This window comes from Achromobacter sp. JD-1, from assembly GCF_038594925.1.
GTDB lineage: Bacteria > Pseudomonadota > Gammaproteobacteria > Burkholderiales > Burkholderiaceae_B > Achromobacter > Achromobacter spanius_C.
Window position 1 is genome coordinate 17630 of the sequence record NZ_JBCGCS010000003.1, and the last position, 17674, is coordinate 35303.

Genomic DNA, 17674 nt, shown 5'->3' on the forward strand with positions numbered 1-17674 from the left:
TCCCCTATTGTTCTCGCTTCCGTCCCCTTCAGATATGTCCGCTTACGCCCCCATTGCCGCCATTGCCACCGCCCCCGGAAGAGGCGGCATCGGCGTCGTGCGCGTTTCTGGTGCGGACCTGTCCGAGTTGGTGCGCCGCCTGTTCCAGCGCGAACTGACCCCGCGCCACGCGCACTATCTTCCGTTCAAATCCGTGGACGGCGAACTGCTGGATGAAGGCATCGCAATCTACTTCCGCGCGCCGCATTCCTATACCGGTGAAGACGTGCTGGAACTGCAAGGCCACGGCGGCCCCGCCGTGTTGCGCCGCGTCTTGGAAAGCTGCCTGGCCGCCGGCCGCGATTTGGGCGTGCGCCTGGCCGAACCGGGCGAATTCACCCGCCGCGCCTTTCTTAACGACCGCATGGATCTGGCCCAGGCCGAAGCCGTGGCGGACCTGATAGACGCGTCGTCGGTAGCCGCTGCGCGCGGCGCCATGGCTTCGCTATCGGGCGAATTCTCGGCGCGCGTGAACGAGCTGTCCGACCGCATCATCCACCTGCGCATGCTGGTCGAGGCAACGCTGGATTTTCCGGAAGAGGAAATCGATTTTCTTGAAAAGTACCAGGCTCGCCCGACGCTGGAGGCGCTGACCGCGGACCTCTCCAGGCTGATCGCGCAAGCCCGCCAGGGGGTCATCCTGCGTGAGGGTTTGCACGTGGTGCTGGCCGGCCAACCGAACGTGGGCAAATCCAGCTTGCTGAACGCGCTGGCGGGCGACGACATCGCCATCGTCACCCCGATTGCGGGCACGACGCGCGACAAAGTGGTGCAGGAAATCCATATAGACGGCGTGCCCTTGCACATTGTGGACACGGCCGGCCTGCGTGAAACGGAAGACACCGTAGAGAGCATCGGCATCGCCCGAACCTGGCAGGAAATCGAGCGCGCTGATGTTATTTTGCATCTGCAAGACGCCACCCAACCCGGCGACGAGCTGGATGCACAGATCACCGCGCGTCTACCGCCGCGTACACCGGTGCTGAAAGTTTTCAACAAAGTGGATCTGTTATCCACAGGCTTCGTGGCGGGCGCTGGCGAATTGGGCATTTCCGCCAAGCGCGGCGCGGGCCTGGATGCGCTGCGCGCCGAACTCCTGAACATCGCAGGCTGGAACCCCGGCGCCGAATCCCCCTGGCTGGCGCGTGAACGCCATTTGCACGCCCTGCGGCAAGCGGCCGAGCATCTGGAATTGGCGGGCGAACACGCGGGTCAGGACGACCGGGTGCTGGATCTGTTTGCAGAAGAACTGCGCCTGGCGCATGACAGCCTGTCGAGCATCACCGGCAAGTTCACTAGCGACGATCTGCTGGGCGAGATTTTTTCCAGTTTCTGTATTGGGAAGTAGTTTTCTTTTCTACGGCTAAACGTTATTGGCGAGTACGCCCATGCCCTTCGTGATCCGGCTTGCCACCCCAAACGACATCCCCGTCATTGAACGAATCGTTGCCGACGCCTACACCCCCTACATCGCGCGCATCGGGACCGTCCCGGGTCCGATGCGTGACGACTACGCGAAGCGTGTCGCCGAAGGGGTGGTCCACGTGCTGGAAAAGGCCGACGTCATCCAGGCGGTGCTGGTCTTGATTCCCGAACCGGATTGCCTGCTGTTGGACAACATTGCCGTGTCTCCGGCCGCGCAAGGAAAAGGGGTTGGCCGCGTCCTCATGCACTACGCGGAAACCTGCGCGCGCGAAGCGGGACTAGCAAATATCCGTCTTTATACGCAGGAAAAAATGACGGAGAACATAGCAATTTACCTTCGCTATGGCTATGTTGAAACGCACCGCGCCGAAGAGCTTGGGTTGCGTCGCGTATTCATGCGCAAGAGCTTGCCTTCAATGTAGCGATCAACAAATATGAGCATTTACTCGCCTTTGTCCGGCGATGTTTTCGCCACGATTTTTTGCGCGCGGCGGTTGTTTGCAAGCGACTTCGCATACACCGATTCCGGCCGTATTCGGTGCGCAATCACGTAGCCGGTGATGCAAGCCAGCATTAACGGCAGCATGACTTCATAGCTCAAGGTCATCTCAAAAATCATCAAGATAGACATCAGCGGCGCATGCGTCGTGGCGGCCAGCAATGCGCCCATGCCTACGACGGCATAACTGGAAACCGGCGACAGGCCACCAGCCGGAATCAAGGCTTGCAAGCCGGTTCCGTACAAGGCTCCCAGCGCCGCCCCCACGAACAACGTTGGCGTGAAGACGCCACCAACGGCACCCGACCCCGCGCTGGCGGCGGTAGCGAGGATCTTCATCAGCAAGATGGCCGCCACTGCCTGCCACGCCCATTGCGTGTGCAGCATGCTGTTGACCACGCTGTAGCCGTTACCCCATACCTCGGGGTTGATGACCGATAGCGCCCCCACGATCAATCCGCCCAGCGCCATTCGCATCCATAGCGGAAAGGGCAGGCGCGAGAAAGTGGCACGCGCGCTGTCCAGCAGGCGAAGGAATTGGGGCGCCACCAAGCCCGCGACTACGCCCAGCCCCAGGTAATTGATCACCTCCCAGCCGGACACGAATTCAAAGTGCGGCATATGGAACACCGCGTCGTAGTGCAGGATTTGGCGCGTGACGATATTGGCCACCACCGACGACACCACCAGCGGCACCAGCGTGGCGGACGAAATCACGCCGAAGACTATTTCAGAGATGAACAACGCGCCCGCAATCGGCGCGTTGTAGGCGGACGTGATGCCCGCAGTCGCCCCACAAGCGACCAATAGCCGCAAATGACGCGGCGGCAACAGCAGAAACCGCCCGGTCAGCGACGAAAACATGGCGGCCAACTGCACCATCGGGCCTTCACGGCCGATGGAAGCGCCGGATCCGATGGAAAAAATGGACGACAGGCTGCGGGCCAGAGTCTGGCGCAAACCGATGACACCGCGGCCGATGGAAATGGCTTCCATATAGTCGGCAGCGCCACGTTTGGGGAGCCAGCGGGCAGCCATCTGCAAGATGACCCCGGCAATTGCGCCTCCAATGGCAGGAGTCAAAAACCGTTGCCAAGGGTCCAGGCCCCGGGCCAGCGACACCATGCCATGCGGCGCATCTTCGCCGCCCAGCACCATCTGCGCCCATCCCAATAACTCGCGAAACACCACCGTGGCCAGTGCACCGAACAGTCCCATCAACGCCGCCGCGAACAAGGTGGCGGGCAAGTTGTCGGCAATAAAGCGGTCTCGCAGACCGTTCAGCCAACGCCATTTCCTGTTTTTTATCTCGATAGCCATGGCGGGATTCTACGGCTGAAACTGCTCACTTTTTGTTCAGCAAACCGTCAAGAACGGGGCGCTGTACCCCCTCGAATCCTCATTTCCGCAGACGCGCCTGCAGGCGTTTTTGGCCCTCTGCAAGGGCGAAAAACCGGGTAGGCAAAGGGCTCTTATTCGGGGTAAAAGTGCCGCTTTCCACCCCATTTCCCATGGCCGACCCTGTGGATAACTCCTAAGTAGCCAGGTTGTGCACATTGTGTGGAGGCAAGTTGAACAAGCTGGGGTTTTGAGGGGTGTCCGAAATGTTGTCCAACTTCAACTTTTTTCCCACACAGAGTTCTTGCACAGGCAAAAGCGGCTGCAAGCTGATGAAAAAAATGAGGTTTTCAAGGTTAAGGTAGTTATCCACAGGCCTTATTAATCATTAGTCTTTATATAAAGAGAAATAAAGGAAAAGCCAAACATGCTTTCCCATTTCGCCCAGCCACTCCCCCCCGGACTCCGTCCATGCGCATCCTCCTGATAGAAGACGAAGCCGAACTTGCCCGTTGGCTTTCCCGAAGCCTGGCCAGGCATGCTGGCTTTGTCGTTGAGTGGGCTGACGACGGATTGGTCGCCGAAAGAAGGTTGGCAATCGAAGAATTCGACGCGGTCATCCTGGATCTGGGACTTCCCGGCATGGATGGCCATGCTTTGCTGGCAAAAATTCGCGCGCGAGACGACCGTACGCCGGTGTTGGTCTTGACCGCGCGCGATTCATTGGCCGAAAAAATCGGCACACTGCACCTCGGTGCAGACGATTTCCTGCCGAAACCGTTTGTTGTGGAAGAGTTGGAAGCGCGTTTGATCGCACTGATTCGGCGCAGCCGAGGTCGCGAACATCCACGTTTGGCACTGGGTAACCTGGTTTTTGAGACGTCAGCTCAAAAATTCACGGTCTCTGGACAGACTTTGCAGTTATCCCCACGTGAACACGCGGTACTGCGGGTGTTGATCCAGAAAAGCGGCGAACCGATCAACAAGCAGCAGATTCTTGATCGCATCGTGTCGGACGATGCCGACATCAACCTGGAAGCCATCGAGGTTCTGGTGCATCGTCTGCGCAAAAAATTGGCGGATACCGGTGTGCAGATCGTGACCATGCGCGGTATGGGCTACTGCCTGGAGAACCGTGTTGACAACTAGAAGTCCGAAAAAAAACGGATTTTTCGCGCCAAAAAAACGCAATCGCACGCTCAAGACGCAGCTGCTCTGGTGGCTGATTCCGACCTTGGTCTTGGTGATGATGGGTGCGTTGTGGCTGTCAAACCACCAACTGCGTAACCAGGTCGACATTGCGTACGACCGTTCGCTTTCTGGAGCATTGCGCGCAATCGACCACAACATATCCACAGCCAGCGGTGGATTAGCCATGGAACAGCCCTACCTGATGCTGGAATTTTTTGAGCTGACGGCCAATGGAAACGTGTTCTACCGGGTGGCAACCGAGGATGGGCTGGCCGAAATAGGACATCCGGACCTGCCGATGCCGGATCAACCACTGAAATCGGGCGAACCGCGTTTTTTCTATGCGACTTACCAGGGCACCCCCGTGCGGGTTGCCGCGCTGGCCCGCCCCATGGACCCGCCGCTCTACGCGAATAAAGGGGGACGGGTAATCGTGCAGGTTGCGGAGGGGCTGGAAGGCCGTCAGGCGTTCCTGCACCAGGTACTGCTGCGGTCGGTGGAGCGTGACCTGGCGGTGATCCTCATCAGCGTTCTGGTCATCATCCTGGGGGTATTCATGGCGCTACGTCCGCTTGCCCGGCTCAGGCAAGAGGTGGAAGGGCGTTCTGGAGACGATTTAAGCCCCGTCAGCGATTCCGAGATGCCAGGTGAGGTCCTGCCCTTGGTTGCCGCTGTAAACCTCCACATGGCCCGTTTTGCGGCCCAGGCGAGGGTACAGAGCCAGTTCCTGGACGACGCGTCCCATCAATTACGCACGCCCTTGTCCGTTTTGCGAACCCAAACGGCCTATGCCTTGCGCGAAACAGACCCCCAGGAGGTCCGTACAGCCCTTCTGGCGATGCAGGAGGGCCTGGACAGGGCCGTACGCACCACCAACCAAATGCTCGCCCTGGCGCGCGCTAAGGACGCTTCTCTGGGCGAAAGCGGATTCACCGTGGAATCCGTCGATCTGGTCGAACTTGCCGACTCCGTGATTCGCAACCTGCTGCCAGCGGCGCGGGCCCGACAATTGGACATAGGCCTGGAGGCCGCGCAGCGCCCCTTGCCGGTCAACGGCACAGAATGGTTGCTGCGCGAAGCGGTCACTAACCTGGTCGACAACGCGATCCGTTACGCGTCGCCGACCGGAGAGGTCACCGTGACCGTACAGGCCAAGGGAAGCGAGGCAAGGCTGGTGGTAGAGGATGACGGCCCTGGCATGTCGGCCGAGGACATCGCTCGTGCCTGTGTACGCTTTCGCCGGGGCGCGGCGGGCAAGAACACGTCAGGGGCGGGGCTGGGCCTGGCCATTGTGGGCACCATTGCCGAAATCCTTGGCGCCAAGCTGGTGCTGGATAACCGCGCGCCTTTACCCGGATTGCGCGCGACCTTGGTGTTTTCCCTGGAACCCACGGTGAATGCTGCGCCGCGTCACGAAATGGGCGCGATTTGAAAGGGTTTGGAAAGCTTCGATTTTGTACGGTAGGGTCCGCTGGGTTCGTGCAGGCGTGACATCGCCGGCTCGGCCAACCAGCCATACCTAGACCTATAAATCTCGGAGACGCAAGAATGCAGACCAGCCTGAAGCTGCGCCTGGCCGCCTTGGCGGCGCTTGGCGCGATGACCTTGTCCCTGGGCGTGGCCCAGGCCGCTGATGAGCCTCGCCGCCCGGAATGCATCGCGCCGGCCCAACCCGGCGGCGGTTTCGACCTGACCTGCCGTTTGGCAACCGAGGGCCTGAAGCAAAGCGGCGCGCTCAAGAGTTCGATGCGTATCGTCTACATGCCGGGCGGCATCGGCGCGGTGGCCTACAACAACATCGTGGCGCAGCACCCCAACGAACCCGGCACCATCGTCGCGTTCTCCGGCGGTTCCCTGCTGAACCTGGCCCAGGGCAAATTCGGCAAGTACAACGTCAACGACGTGCGCTGGCTGGCCGGCATCGGCACCGACTACGGCGTCGCCGTCGTCCGCAACGACTCGCCCTATACCGACCTGAAGAGCCTGATGGAGGCCTTCAAGCAGGATCCCACCAAGATCGTGCTGGGCGCCGGTGGCACGGTGGGCAGCCAGGACTGGATGAAGGCCGCGTTGACCGCGAAGGCGGCCGGCGTGGACTTCAAGAAAATGCGTTTCGTCGCCTTCGAAGGCGGGGGCGAAGCGGTTACCGCGTTGCGCGGCGGCCATATCCAGGCCTACATGGGTGATGCGGCCGAAGCGTTCACGATGCTGGAAGGCGGCGCGCCCATCCGCGTGCTGGCCGTGTTCAACGACCAGCGCCTGCCGGGCAAGCTGAATACCGTCCCGACAGCCAAAGAGCAGGGCTATGACATCGTCTGGCCCATCATCCGCGGCTTCTACGTGGGGCCGAAGGTGTCCGACAAGGACTACCAGTTCTGGGTCGATGCGTTCAACAAGACCGTGGCGTCGCCCGAATTCGAAAAGTTGCGTCAGCAACAGGGTCTGTTTCCGTTCAACAAGACGGGCCCTGAGCTGGATGCGTACGTGAAGGAGCGCGTCAAGGTCTACGGCGAACTCGCGGATTCATTCGGCCTAATCAAGAAGTAAGTCCAAGAAGTAAGCCGCGCCGCAAGGCGTTCCCTTTCTATCGCGCCCCGCAAGGGTTCCCCGCGCCGCCGGCCTGGCAGGTGGCGACGGGGGCGGCTGCGCCCGCGCGTTCCCATACAACGGAAAAGTGGATCATGAATGATCGAATCCTGGGCATAGGCGCGCTGGCGCTGGCTGCCTTCATGACAGCGGCGGGATGGGGCATTGAAGCCCCGTTCGCCTACGAACCCGTCGGCCCACGCGCCTTTCCCTTGCTGGTGGCCGCAATCATCGGCCTGTGCGGCTTGTGGCTGGTCTACAAGGGCGGCCACACCGTGGAAGCCAACCCGCCCGGAGCCAATGGACGCATCGCGTTGATGATGGCGTTCACGGTGGGCTATGCCTTCTTGTTCCAATGGTTGGGCTTCATCATCGCCACCAGCCTGATGACGGTTTTTGTGGGCCGTTTGTTTGGTGGCGGCTGGGTCAAGTGCGTCATCGGCGGCGTCGTCATGAGCGTGGTGTTTTTCTTGCTGTTCGACAAAGTGCTGGACGTTGTGTTGCCCGGCGGCCTGCTGGAGACCTTGCTATGAGCGGCATTCTTGATCATCTTTCAATCGGTTTCGGGGTCGCGTTCTCGCTCACCAACATTCTGGTGGCCATGATCGGATCCTTCATCGGCACCATGGTGGGCGTGCTGCCCGGCCTGGGTCCTGTCAACGGCGTGGCGATGCTGATACCCATCGCTTTTGCCATGAACCTGCCGCCGGAAACTGCCTTGATCCTCCTGGCGGCCGTGTATGTAGGTGCGGAATACGGCGGCCGCATTACGGCGATTCTCTTGAACGTGCCCGGCGAGGCCAGTGCCATCATGACGACGCTGGACGGGTATCCGTTGGCGCGTCAGGGTATGGCCAATGTGGCGTTGTCGTTGTCGGCATGGTCGGCGTTTTTCGGCGCCATCGTATCGGTAGTGGGCATCATCCTGCTGGCGCCGCTGTTGGCGAAATGGGCGCTGGCTTTCGGTCCGGCCGAGTATTTCGTCCTGATGATTTTCGCGTTCTGCTGCTTGACGAGCCTGCTGGGAAAGCAGCCCGTCAAGGGGGTATTGGCTGCGATGATCGGCTTGTCGATTTCGGTGGTGGGCGTGGACGCGAATTCAGGGGTTTACCGCTACACCTTTGAATCGGTGCATCTGGCTGACGGGATTGATTTCGTGGTGATTGTGATTGCCTTGTTCGCGGTCAGCGAAATGCTGGAGATGTTGGAAAAGGTAGTTCGTGGGCACAGCGTTGAAGTCACCCCCAGTGGCCGCAAGCTGTTCAACCTGAAAGAGTTGGCGTTTACGTGGTGGAGCGTGGTGCGCAGCGCGCTGGTTGGCTTTGGCGTGGGCGTGTTGCCCGGAGCGGGGGCCAGCGTTGCCGCGGCCGTTGCCTACTCGCAAGAAAAACGCATCATCGAAGCCAAAGACCCGAACGCCAAATTTGGCAAGGGTGATATGCGGGGTCTGGTTGCGCCAGAAGCCGCCGCCACAGCGTCCGCCATCGGATCATTCGTGCCGATGTTGACGCTGGGCGTACCGGGATCAGGCACGACGGCGGTCATGATGGGTGCGCTGACCCTCTACAACATCACGCCCGGACCGGTCCTGTTCGACACCAAACCAGAGTTGGTGTGGGGTTTGATCGCATCGCTGTTCGTCGCCAACGTGCTGCTGTTCGTCATGAACGTGCCGCTGGTGCGCTTGTTCTCGAAGGTGCTGTCGGTGCCGGGCTGGCTGATGGTTCCCGGCATTCTTTGCATCAGCTATATCGGCGTGTACGCGATCAATTCGGGCACGTTTGACCTATTGCTGGTGGCCGGTATCGGCGCGTTGGGATACTTCCTGCGCAAGTTCGGGGTGCCAATGGCGCCGTTGGTGCTGGGCGTGGTGTTGGGCAACATGATGGAACAAAACCTGCGGCGTGCCCTGTCCATCACGGATGGCGACGTGGTCGTGCTTTTTTCCAGCCCTGTGTCCCTGTCGTTGTGGGCGGCGGCGCTGGCGGTGGTGGTGGTGCCGCAAGTGTTGCGTCGCATTCGGCGGTCCAGGAACGTGGCGGCTGATGCCTCGTAAAGATAGTCTGAGCGGCATGTAAAGCATAGGGGCGCTTCGAAGCGCCCCTATGCTTTTATTCTGAATACGAGTAATCACTCGTATTTTTTGGAAGGATCAGACTTGCGCCAATCTTTCCAGCGCCGCATCAAGCGTGGCATCCTTCTTTGCAAAGCAGAAGCGCACGATATGGTGGTTGGATTCGGCGGCATCGGGTTGGCGATAGAAGGCCGAAACAGGGATCACCGTCACGCCGTGGCGCACGGTCAGGTCGCGGGCAAAGTCGGCTTCATTCTGCTTGGAAATCTGGCTGTAATCAGCCAGCAGGAAGAACGTGCCCGGACTCGGTAGCGGACGGAATCGCGTGTTTGCCAGGCCTTGCGACAGACGGTCTCGCTTGGCCTGGTAGAAGGTTGGCAGGTCCAGGTACGGCTTGGGATCACGCATGAATTCGGCCAAGGCGAACTGCATCGGCGAGGGCACCGTGAACACCATGAACTGGTGTACCTTGCGCAGCTCGGCACTGAGCTGCCGCGGCGCGCAGCAGTAGCCGATCTTCCAGCCGGTGGTGTGATAAGTCTTGCCGAACGACGAGATCACGAAAGCGTGTTCGGCCAGTAACGGCCGACGCGCCACGCTGGCATGCGGCTTGCCATCAAACACGATGTGCTCATAGACCTCATCCGACACCAGCAGCACGCCGGTATCGCGCACGATGGCTTCCAACGCGTCCAGGTCGCTGTCGTCAAGCACCGCGCCCGTGGGGTTGTGCGGGAAGTTCAGCATCAGCAGGCGCGTCTTCGACGTGATGGCGTCGCGTACGCGCTGCCAGTCGATGCGGTAGTAAGGGTCAGCCTCGGTGGGCGCGCGCAGCGGCACCGGCACGGCTGTGCCGCCCGCCAGCCGGATGGCCGGCAGGTAGGAGTCGTAGCAGGGTTCAATGACGACGACTTCGTCGCCGCTGTTGACCGCGGCCAGCACCGTTGCCATCAGCGCCTCGGTGGCGCCGCTGGTCACCGTGATCTCGGTCTCCGGGTCGTAGGCGTGGCCATAGAGCTCGCGCGTCTTGGCCGCGATGGCTTCACGCAAGGGCGCGACGCCAGGCATGTACGGATACTGGTTGTGGCCATTGGCCATGGCTTGGGTCACCAACGCACACAGCGCGGGGTCGGGATCGAAGTCAGGAAAGCCCTGGCCCAGGTTGATGGCCTTGTGTTCGATGGCCAAGCGGCTCATGACGGTGAAGATGGTGGTGCCAACGTCGGGAAGTTTGGATCGGATCATGGTGAACGCGAAGGAATGCGCAAGGGGCGAAGAAAGTTCTCGTAAGTATCCCACTAACTCATAATTCGGGTTTCGCATTGGCGCCGCAGGTGGATGGAATCGTGGTTCAGAACATGTGGTTGAGGGTGATGGGCGGCTTGGTGATCGCGCTGGCTGGTGCGCTGTTGGCGGTGTGGGCGCATCTGCCTTTGCCGTGGATGCTGGGCGCGTTGCTCGTCACGGCCGCGACGCGGATCGCCGGCCTGGGCACGGTCTGCCCCAGGCCGGCACGCAACGGCGGGCAGTGGGTGATAGGCACGTCGCTGGGCTTGTACTTCACGCCGCAGGTGATCGGGCACATCGGCAGCAATGCGGGGCCTATCGTCGTCGGCATGTTGTTCGCGTTGGCGCTGGCGTTCATGGGGACCGCTATGCTTCGCCGCTATACGGATGCCGATCTCAAGACCGCCTGGTTTTCGTCCGCCATCGGCGGGGCAAGCGAGATGGCCAATCTGGCGGAACGCCATGGCGCGCGCATCGACCGGGTGGCCACGGCGCACAGTGTGCGGGTGCTGTTGGTGGTGGTGACCGTACCGTTCATTTTCCAGTGGTGGGGCGTGGCGGGGCTAGATCCCACGGTGCCTGGACCCACCGCGGTCCACGGCGCGGGTCTGGCTGCATTGGTGGCGCTGACCTGTCTTGGCGGCATGGCCTTCGTGAAGCTGCGTTTGCCGAACCCCTGGGTATTGGGGCCGATGCTGATAGCCATGTTGCTGACCTCATCGGGCATTGAATGGTCGGCTTTGCCGGACTATGTGCCCAAGGTGGGTCAATTGCTTATCGGCTGGTCCCTGGGCGACCGCTACCGCCCGGACTTCTTTCGGGCGGCGCCGCGTTTTATCGCGGTGGTAGCAGCCTTTACCTTGACCGCTTTGGGGTTGGCGTTTGGCTTGGGTGCGCTGCTCGCCTGCTGGTCGGTGGCGCCGGTACCCACGCTTATCTTGGGCACTACGCCAGGCGGCATTGCCGAGATGGCCATCACCGCCAAAGTGCTTCAACTTGGGGTGCCCGTGGTAACCGCCTTTCATGTCACGCGCATGGTTTTCGTGGTGATTGTGACAGGCCCGATTTACGCCATTCTTGCGCGTCGGCAAGGCTAATTCCGCACGGCGGTACTTGGGTCGAGTCTGAAAAATGCGACATTGGGGTAAACAACAATATGAGGCGCCAATGCCGGATGAGTATGCTGATTCCGCAGTTGATTCAAGCAGCGCGCGGACTCGTTCTGTTGCTTGGCGACGAGCGGGAACACAGCAGCAACGCAGGTATTTCTACCGATCGTTCAGTTCTCACGGCGTCCTTGATTCATTGCATTTCGAGTTAATTACAGGACGCTAGAAAAAATGGCTCAGAAGGGCAAAGTTAAGTGGTTCAACGCCGACAAGGGTTATGGCTTCATTACCCCCGATGTTGGCGGAACCGATGTTTTCGCACACTTTTCCGCCATCCAGGGCCGCGGCTATCGCAGCCTGAACGAAGGGCAGGAAGTCGAATTCGAAGTTAAGGATGGTCCGAAAGGACCTCAAGCGGCCGAAATTCGCCCGCTTTAAATCGGGGAATCCCCATTTCCCGTCCGCCAGGTCCAAACCTGGCTACAACGCCCCAAGATCTTCGGATCTGGGGCGTTGTTTCATTCCCGGGCTGTTTGACCCCGCTTTGGGAACGACGGCAAGCCTCTGCCGTGCGCAATAGTTAGTGTTCACTAACATATTCTCTACCCTTGGATAACTTTGTGGATAATTATTTTGAGCATCTCCATTTTGATGCTCATTAATGAAGCACGGGCATTGCTGCGGTGGAGGTTTTGCACAGATTTTCAAGTTTCACGTTTGGTATTGCACGTGGCGCTGTTTGGTGTCTGCCCACGCTGTGCGCGCATGCTTGCTTAGCGCGAAAACCCCCTGTTTCGCCCGTAAAAATGCGGTTTTGGCACTTTATTTTGATGATGCCCAGGGTAGCGATTCCTACGCGAATCGGTCGCTTTGCGGTAGTTCTTCAGACCGATTTTTCGGCATCTAGCCATGGTTGTTCACAAAGATATCCCCATGCCGGTTATGCACAGATTTTGACGCAAAGTGGCAAAAAAAGGCTGCGACTGCCTGTGGATAGAAATGGGGATAGGAACGTTTGGGGGCGGCTTTGGTGCGGAATTTCGACGAGCCAGCGGAAATGGTTGAGGATCTTTTCTGCCTTGTCGCATTGAACGGGCTGTTGCGTTCATTGCGTCGGATGGGCCCCCATCACGCAAGCTGCTTTTCCACAAGTGCCACATGAAACCGGACTCTCGTCCATATGGAGGATGGCGGGGCGGGTTCTGGCCGGGCAAGATATTTGTGATGTCAAAGATCAGCGGCCTGCCGCAGTGTGGACACTACGCGCGATAAAGAGAGTCGCGCCCGGATTGGCGGCTGAAATAGGAATCAGGATGGGCGCTGCGGGATAAGTCTGTGAATAAGCCGCGAGCCGCATTTTTGTCGCAATTTGACTGACCAATAACTATAGAGTTCCCGGCTTTTCGTGCTCTCGTGCATGTCCAGCTTCCCTGATCGGGCGAGCGGTGGAAAAGCGCTAGGAATGAATGCCCAGCTTATCCACAAAGTTTTCCACGTGAAAAATCGTGGTGCACATTGGATTTAACGCTGCGGAGGCTGAAGTGGAATCAGCCGCGTGTTGGCGCACGACAAAGCGATTTCTCCTATGACATCCGGTGCAATCACGTTCGGCTTGTTGATCGTCGAGTTTTACCGTGGGATGTGGCTAGCGCGGGCCAGCGCTTGCTTTCCAAATTGCCCCCTTCTTAAGTTATCCCCAAAGTTATTCAGACAAACATATTCATGTGAAGGTCGGGTCTGGCATAAACGCGCTTGCTATCGTAGCTGTTGATATCTTGCTTTGCCTACGCCGCTGCATCGGGACGACGGGAAAAAATTTGGCCCACCAGGATATCCACTGCGCCTTGTGAATAAAGAGCGTGGCTGCGGACTTACTTTTCCACGGCAGCAAGATGAGTGCAATTTGCACGCGTCTACTGGGACAGCGGCAAATGCGGCGTTGATATTTTTCGACTCTTGGAGAATCGCGCGGCGGGCGGTGGGTTGCTTGTCAGGTGTCCGAAGTCTTCTCCTCGTTTTCTTTTCTCTACTTTTTTCACGTGAAGCTAAAAAAAAAGTAGTTTTTTTGGGTAAGGGGTAGGGTAGGGTCAAAATAATTGTTTTTTCTTTCTGAGTTGACCTTGCTGGCCGCCAATCTTTTTTTCGCCATGTCGATTGGCTCGGACGCATAAGCGGTTAGGCCACGCATGCTTTTTCTTTATCACGCCAATAAATTGCGGCGAGATCGTTGCGATGTTTCACGTGGAACAGAAATGGGAGCGCCAGACAGACGCCAAACCCGTGGTGGTCTGCGCGGAATCTACTTGCTCCACAAGGATGTTCCACGTGAAACATTGAAAGCTTAAGGTTCGGCATGCGCACAGCGGGATACCACTTTGTTCCACGTGAAACATCAGAGTCTTCATCCAATCTTGAGAGATGTTCCACGTGAAACATAGCAGCGAACGCGTTCCAGAGATCCAGGTTTGCCACACTTGATAGTGTTTCACGTGGAACATCCTGTGCCGGAAATCAGCAGATGCCGACATATTTTCCCCGTCTAGAAGGGATGTCGTTGTGATTTCCCGACGCTGATCCGGCGTGGACTCCCGCACTTCTCTATCGGCAAACGTTTCACGTGAAACATGCAATCCCTGCCTCTATAATGAGCACCGAACGCCTTCTTATCTTTCCCCTCATCATGGACTATCCCCGCGAATTCGATGTCATCGTCGTCGGTGGCGGCCACGCCGGCACTGAAGCGGCACTGGCTGCCGCGCGCGCTGGCGCCCAGACGCTGCTGTTGACGCACAACATCGAAACCCTAGGCCAAATGTCTTGCAATCCCTCTATTGGTGGGATCGGCAAGGGCCATCTGGTCAAAGAAGTCGACGCCCTGGGTGGCGCGATGGCTTTGGCTACGGACGAAGCGGGTATTCAGTTCCGCATTCTTAACGGCTCCAAGGGGCCGGCTGTGCGTGCAACCCGTGCCCAGGCAGACCGGGTTCTGTACCGGCAAGCCATCCGTGGGCGCTTGGAGAATCAGCCCAACCTGTGGCTGTTCCAGCAGGCGGTGGAAGATCTGATGGTGGAAGGGGACCGGGTAGTCGGTGCCGTCACGCAGGTTGGCTTGAAGTTCCGAGCCAAGACGGTTGTCCTGACCGCGGGGACCTTCTTGAATGGCCTGATTCACGTGGGTCTGCAGAACTATTCGGGTGGCCGCGCGGGTGATCCTCCTGCGATTTCGCTGGGCCAGCGTCTGAAGGAACTCAAGCTTCCCCAGGGGCGTCTGAAAACCGGCACGCCTCCGCGCATTGATGGCCGCTCCATCAACTACAGCATTCTGGAAGAGCAGCCGGGTGACCTGGACCCGGTTCCCGTGTTTTCGTACATGGGCAATGTGGCCATGCACCCCCGGCAGCTCCCTTGCTGGATCACCCATACCAACGCCCGCACCCATGACATCATTCGGGGCGGGCTGGACCGCTCGCCAATGTACAGCGGTGTTATCGAAGGCGTGGGCCCGCGTTATTGCCCGTCGATCGAAGACAAGATCCACCGCTTTGCAGACAAGGAATCGCATCAGGTCTTTCTGGAGCCGGAAGGTCTGGACACGCATGAGGTGTATCCGAACGGCGTGTCGACCAGCCTGCCGTTCGATGTTCAGCTTGATCTGATTCATTCGCTGCGTGGCCTGGAAAATGCGCACATCATGCGCCCCGGCTACGCCATCGAGTACGACTACTTTGATCCACGTGGATTGAAGAGCACGCTTGAGACCAAGGCAATCGGCGGACTTTTCTTCGCTGGTCAGATCAATGGCACGACGGGTTACGAAGAAGCTGCCGCCCAAGGTTTGTTGGCTGGCGTGAATGCGGCCCTGCTATCGCTGGGCCGCGACCAATGGACACCGCGCCGCGACGAAGCTTATTTGGGCGTGCTGGTAGACGACCTGGTTACGCGCGGCGTGACCGAACCCTATCGCATGTTCACGTCGCGCGCCGAGTACCGGCTAAGCCTGCGTGAAGATAATGCCGATTTGCGCCTGACCGAGATCGGCCGCCAATTGGGTATCGTGGACGACGCGCGTTGGAATGCCTTTAACCGTAAGCGCGACGCCGTTGCGGCCGAAGTCGAGCGATTGAAGACGTCATGGGTGAATCCACGCGTGATGCCGTTGGAAATTGCCGAACCCCTGCTGGGCAAGGCGATTGAACGTGAGTACTCACTAGCTGATCTGCTGAAACGTCCGAATGTTTCCTATGAAGCGTTGATGGCCGCACGCAACGTGGACGGATCCCTGTTGGCAGGGCCCGGCGTCGTCGAGGACGACATCCTGGCCGAACAGGTTGAGATCCAGGTGAAGTACGCCGGGTACATCGCCCGCCAGCAAGACGAAGTTCAGAAGCAGATCTCGCATGAACAGCAGCCCATCCCGGCCGATGTCGACTACGACGCCGTGACGAGCCTGTCGTTTGAAGTGCGTCAGAAGCTGAAGACGCATCGTCCGGAAACCGTCGGCCAAGCCGCGCGCATTTCGGGCGTGACGCCCGCCGCAATTTCGTTGCTGCTTATCCACCTGAAGCGCCTGCACTACGGCTCGCGCAAGCAAGCCGCATGACCGCCGATACCCATCTGGCCGGCGCGGACATGGCCGGCCGCCTCTCGCGCGCATGCGAGCAATTGGGGCTGCACGCCGACGCTTCCGCCCAAGCCAAGCTGCTGAACTACCTGGCGCAGATGCAGCGCTGGAATCGCACGTATAACCTCACCGCGATTCGCGACCCGCAACAGATGTTGATCCAACACCTGTTCGACAGCCTGTCCGCGGTTGCTCCATTCAATGAAGCGCTGGGTGCCGCGAGCACATCGGCCAAGATCTTCGACGTGGGGTCTGGCGGCGGTCTGCCTGGTGTGGTGCTTGCGATCATGCAGCCCGCGTGGGCGGTGACCTGCATCGATGCCGTTGAAAAGAAAACCGCATTCGTGCGTCAGATGAGCGGCGCGCTGAGCTTGCCAAACCTGCACGCGCGCCATGCCCGCATCGAAACGCTGGACCCAGCCGAGTGCAACATCGTTACCTCGCGGGCCTTCGCTTCCCTGGACGATTTTGCGCAGCTCGCGGGTCGTCACGTGCGCAACGATGGTACCCTCGTCGCGATGAAGGGCAAGGTCCCCGAAGAGGAAATTCAGGCGTTGCATGCGCGCGGGGAATGGCAGGTCGACCATATTCAGCCGCTTTGCGTGCCGGAGTTGCAAGCAGAACGTTGTCTGATCTGGATGCGCCGCAATGAAGGCCGCGGCGAAGAACGCCGCGAAGGACGCAGTCAAGGAACCCTATGAAGAATTTACCCCCCAGCACAAATGCCCGCGTCTTCTGCATTGCCAACCAAAAGGGCGGTGTGGGCAAGACGACCACCGCCATCAATTTGGCGGCGGGCCTTGCCACGCACAATCAGCGCGTGTTGCTGGTGGACCTGGATCCCCAGGGCAATGCCACGATGGGCAGCGGTATCGACAAGAACGCATTGGAATCGAATCTGTACCAAGTGCTGATTGGCGAAGCCACCATCGAGCAGGCCCGTGTGAAGTCGGAGTCCGGTGGCTACGACGTTCTGCCTGCCAACCGCGAGCTTTCCGGCGCCGAGATTGACCTGGTGCAAATGGAAGAACGCGAGCGGCAGTTGAAGAGGGCGATCGACACCGTCTCCGGCCAATACGATTTCGTGTTGATCGATTGCCCACCGACACTGTCCCTGCTGACGCTCAACGGCTTGGCTGCCGCCCATGGCGTGATCATTCCGATGCAGTGTGAGTACTTCGCGCTGGAAGGCCTGTCCGATCTGGTCAACACCATCAAGCGCGTGCATCGCAACATCAACGACGACCTGCGCGTCATCGGCTTGTTGCGCGTGATGTTCGATCCGCGCATGACCTTGCAACAGCAAGTGTCCGCGCAGCTGGAAGCGCACTTCGGCGACAAGGTCTTCAAGACCGTCGTGCCGCGCAACGTGCGCTTGGCTGAAGCACCCAGTTACGGCATGCCGGGCGTGGTGTATGACCGTGCGTCACGGGGCGCGCAAGCCTATATCTCGTTTGGCGCTGAAATGATCGAGCGCGTCAGGAAAGATTTCCAGTAAGCCGTGC

At 59.3% G+C, this 17674-nt stretch carries 14 protein-coding genes; 12 read left to right on the forward strand and 2 right to left on the reverse strand.

All coding sequences use genetic code 11. The features are described 5' to 3' along the window. The first annotated feature begins 34 nt into the window (after positions 1 to 34). On the forward strand, positions 35 to 1387 hold the full coding sequence (gene mnmE, locus WBR68_RS05675) for a tRNA uridine-5-carboxymethylaminomethyl(34) synthesis GTPase MnmE (RefSeq protein WP_230693696.1): 1353 nt from the start codon (positions 35 to 37) through the stop codon (positions 1385 to 1387). A gap of 40 nt (positions 1388 to 1427) precedes the next feature. Then, positions 1428 to 1886 (forward strand): GNAT family N-acetyltransferase, encoded by a 459-nt coding sequence (locus WBR68_RS05680; protein WP_230693697.1) that lies wholly within the window; start codon positions 1428 to 1430, stop codon positions 1884 to 1886. A gap of 20 nt (positions 1887 to 1906) precedes the next feature. Here WBR68_RS05680 and WBR68_RS05685 read toward each other — a convergent pair whose 3' ends face one another. Further along, on the reverse strand, positions 1907 to 3283 hold the full coding sequence (locus tag WBR68_RS05685; RefSeq protein WP_230693698.1) for a ClcB-like voltage-gated chloride channel protein: 1377 nt from the start codon (positions 3281 to 3283) through the stop codon (positions 1907 to 1909). Positions 3284 to 3772: 489 nt separating this feature from the next. On the opposite strand from WBR68_RS05685, the gene WBR68_RS05690 reads away from it, so the two are divergent. From WBR68_RS05690 to WBR68_RS05710, 5 genes are all read left to right on the forward strand, one after another. Continuing rightward, positions 3773 to 4450 carry a response regulator gene (locus WBR68_RS05690; protein WP_050447346.1) on the forward strand — a complete coding sequence of 226 codons (678 nt, stop codon included), beginning with the start codon at positions 3773 to 3775 and terminating at the stop codon, positions 4448 to 4450. Positions 4451 to 4547: 97 nt separating this feature from the next. Next, positions 4548 to 5924 carry a sensor histidine kinase gene (locus tag WBR68_RS05695; RefSeq protein ID WP_230693793.1) on the forward strand — a complete coding sequence of 459 codons (1377 nt, stop codon included), beginning with the start codon at positions 4548 to 4550 and terminating at the stop codon, positions 5922 to 5924. A 116-nt stretch (positions 5925 to 6040) separates the two neighbouring features. Then, the gene (locus tag WBR68_RS05700; RefSeq protein ID WP_050447345.1) at positions 6041 to 7039 is read left to right on the forward strand and encodes a Bug family tripartite tricarboxylate transporter substrate binding protein; all 999 of its coding nucleotides are present in this window, start codon (positions 6041 to 6043) and stop codon (positions 7037 to 7039) included. 134 nt (positions 7040 to 7173) lie between these two features. Beyond that, positions 7174 to 7611, forward strand: a complete 438-nt coding sequence (locus WBR68_RS05705) for a tripartite tricarboxylate transporter TctB family protein (protein ID WP_230693699.1) — start codon at positions 7174 to 7176, stop codon at positions 7609 to 7611. Then, a complete protein-coding gene (locus WBR68_RS05710; protein WP_050447342.1) occupies positions 7608 to 9134 on the forward strand; it encodes a tripartite tricarboxylate transporter permease in 1527 nt (508 codons plus the stop codon). The genes WBR68_RS05705 and WBR68_RS05710 overlap by 4 nt, the downstream gene beginning before the upstream one ends. Positions 9135 to 9230: 96 nt before the next feature. Here WBR68_RS05710 and WBR68_RS05715 read toward each other — a convergent pair whose 3' ends face one another. Then, positions 9231 to 10397, reverse strand: coding sequence for a pyridoxal phosphate-dependent aminotransferase (locus WBR68_RS05715; protein WP_127186201.1), 1167 nt, complete (start codon positions 10395 to 10397; stop codon positions 9231 to 9233). A 113-nt stretch (positions 10398 to 10510) separates the two neighbouring features. Between WBR68_RS05715 and WBR68_RS05720 the strand changes: the two genes are divergently transcribed. The 5 genes from WBR68_RS05720 (at position 10511) to WBR68_RS05740 (ending at position 17667) form a co-directional block, all read left to right on the forward strand. Beyond that, a complete protein-coding gene (locus tag WBR68_RS05720; protein ID WP_230693795.1) occupies positions 10511 to 11536 on the forward strand; it encodes an AbrB family transcriptional regulator in 1026 nt (341 codons plus the stop codon). Between the two features lie 243 nt (positions 11537 to 11779). Then, on the forward strand, positions 11780 to 11986 hold the full coding sequence (locus WBR68_RS05725; RefSeq protein ID WP_006216596.1) for a cold-shock protein: 207 nt from the start codon (positions 11780 to 11782) through the stop codon (positions 11984 to 11986). Between the two features lie 2242 nt (positions 11987 to 14228). Then, on the forward strand, positions 14229 to 16148 hold the full coding sequence (gene mnmG / locus WBR68_RS05730) for a tRNA uridine-5-carboxymethylaminomethyl(34) synthesis enzyme MnmG (RefSeq protein ID WP_127186505.1): 1920 nt from the start codon (positions 14229 to 14231) through the stop codon (positions 16146 to 16148). Next, positions 16145 to 16870, forward strand: coding sequence for a 16S rRNA (guanine(527)-N(7))-methyltransferase RsmG (gene rsmG, locus WBR68_RS05735; RefSeq protein ID WP_127186200.1), 726 nt, complete (start codon positions 16145 to 16147; stop codon positions 16868 to 16870). The genes mnmG and rsmG overlap by 4 nt, the downstream gene beginning before the upstream one ends. Further along, positions 16867 to 17667: a ParA family protein gene (locus WBR68_RS05740; protein WP_050447337.1), complete on the forward strand. Its 801-nt coding sequence runs from the start codon at positions 16867 to 16869 to the stop codon at positions 17665 to 17667. Before rsmG ends, WBR68_RS05740 begins: the two co-directional genes overlap by 4 nt. Positions 17668 to 17674: the final 7 nt, after the last annotated feature.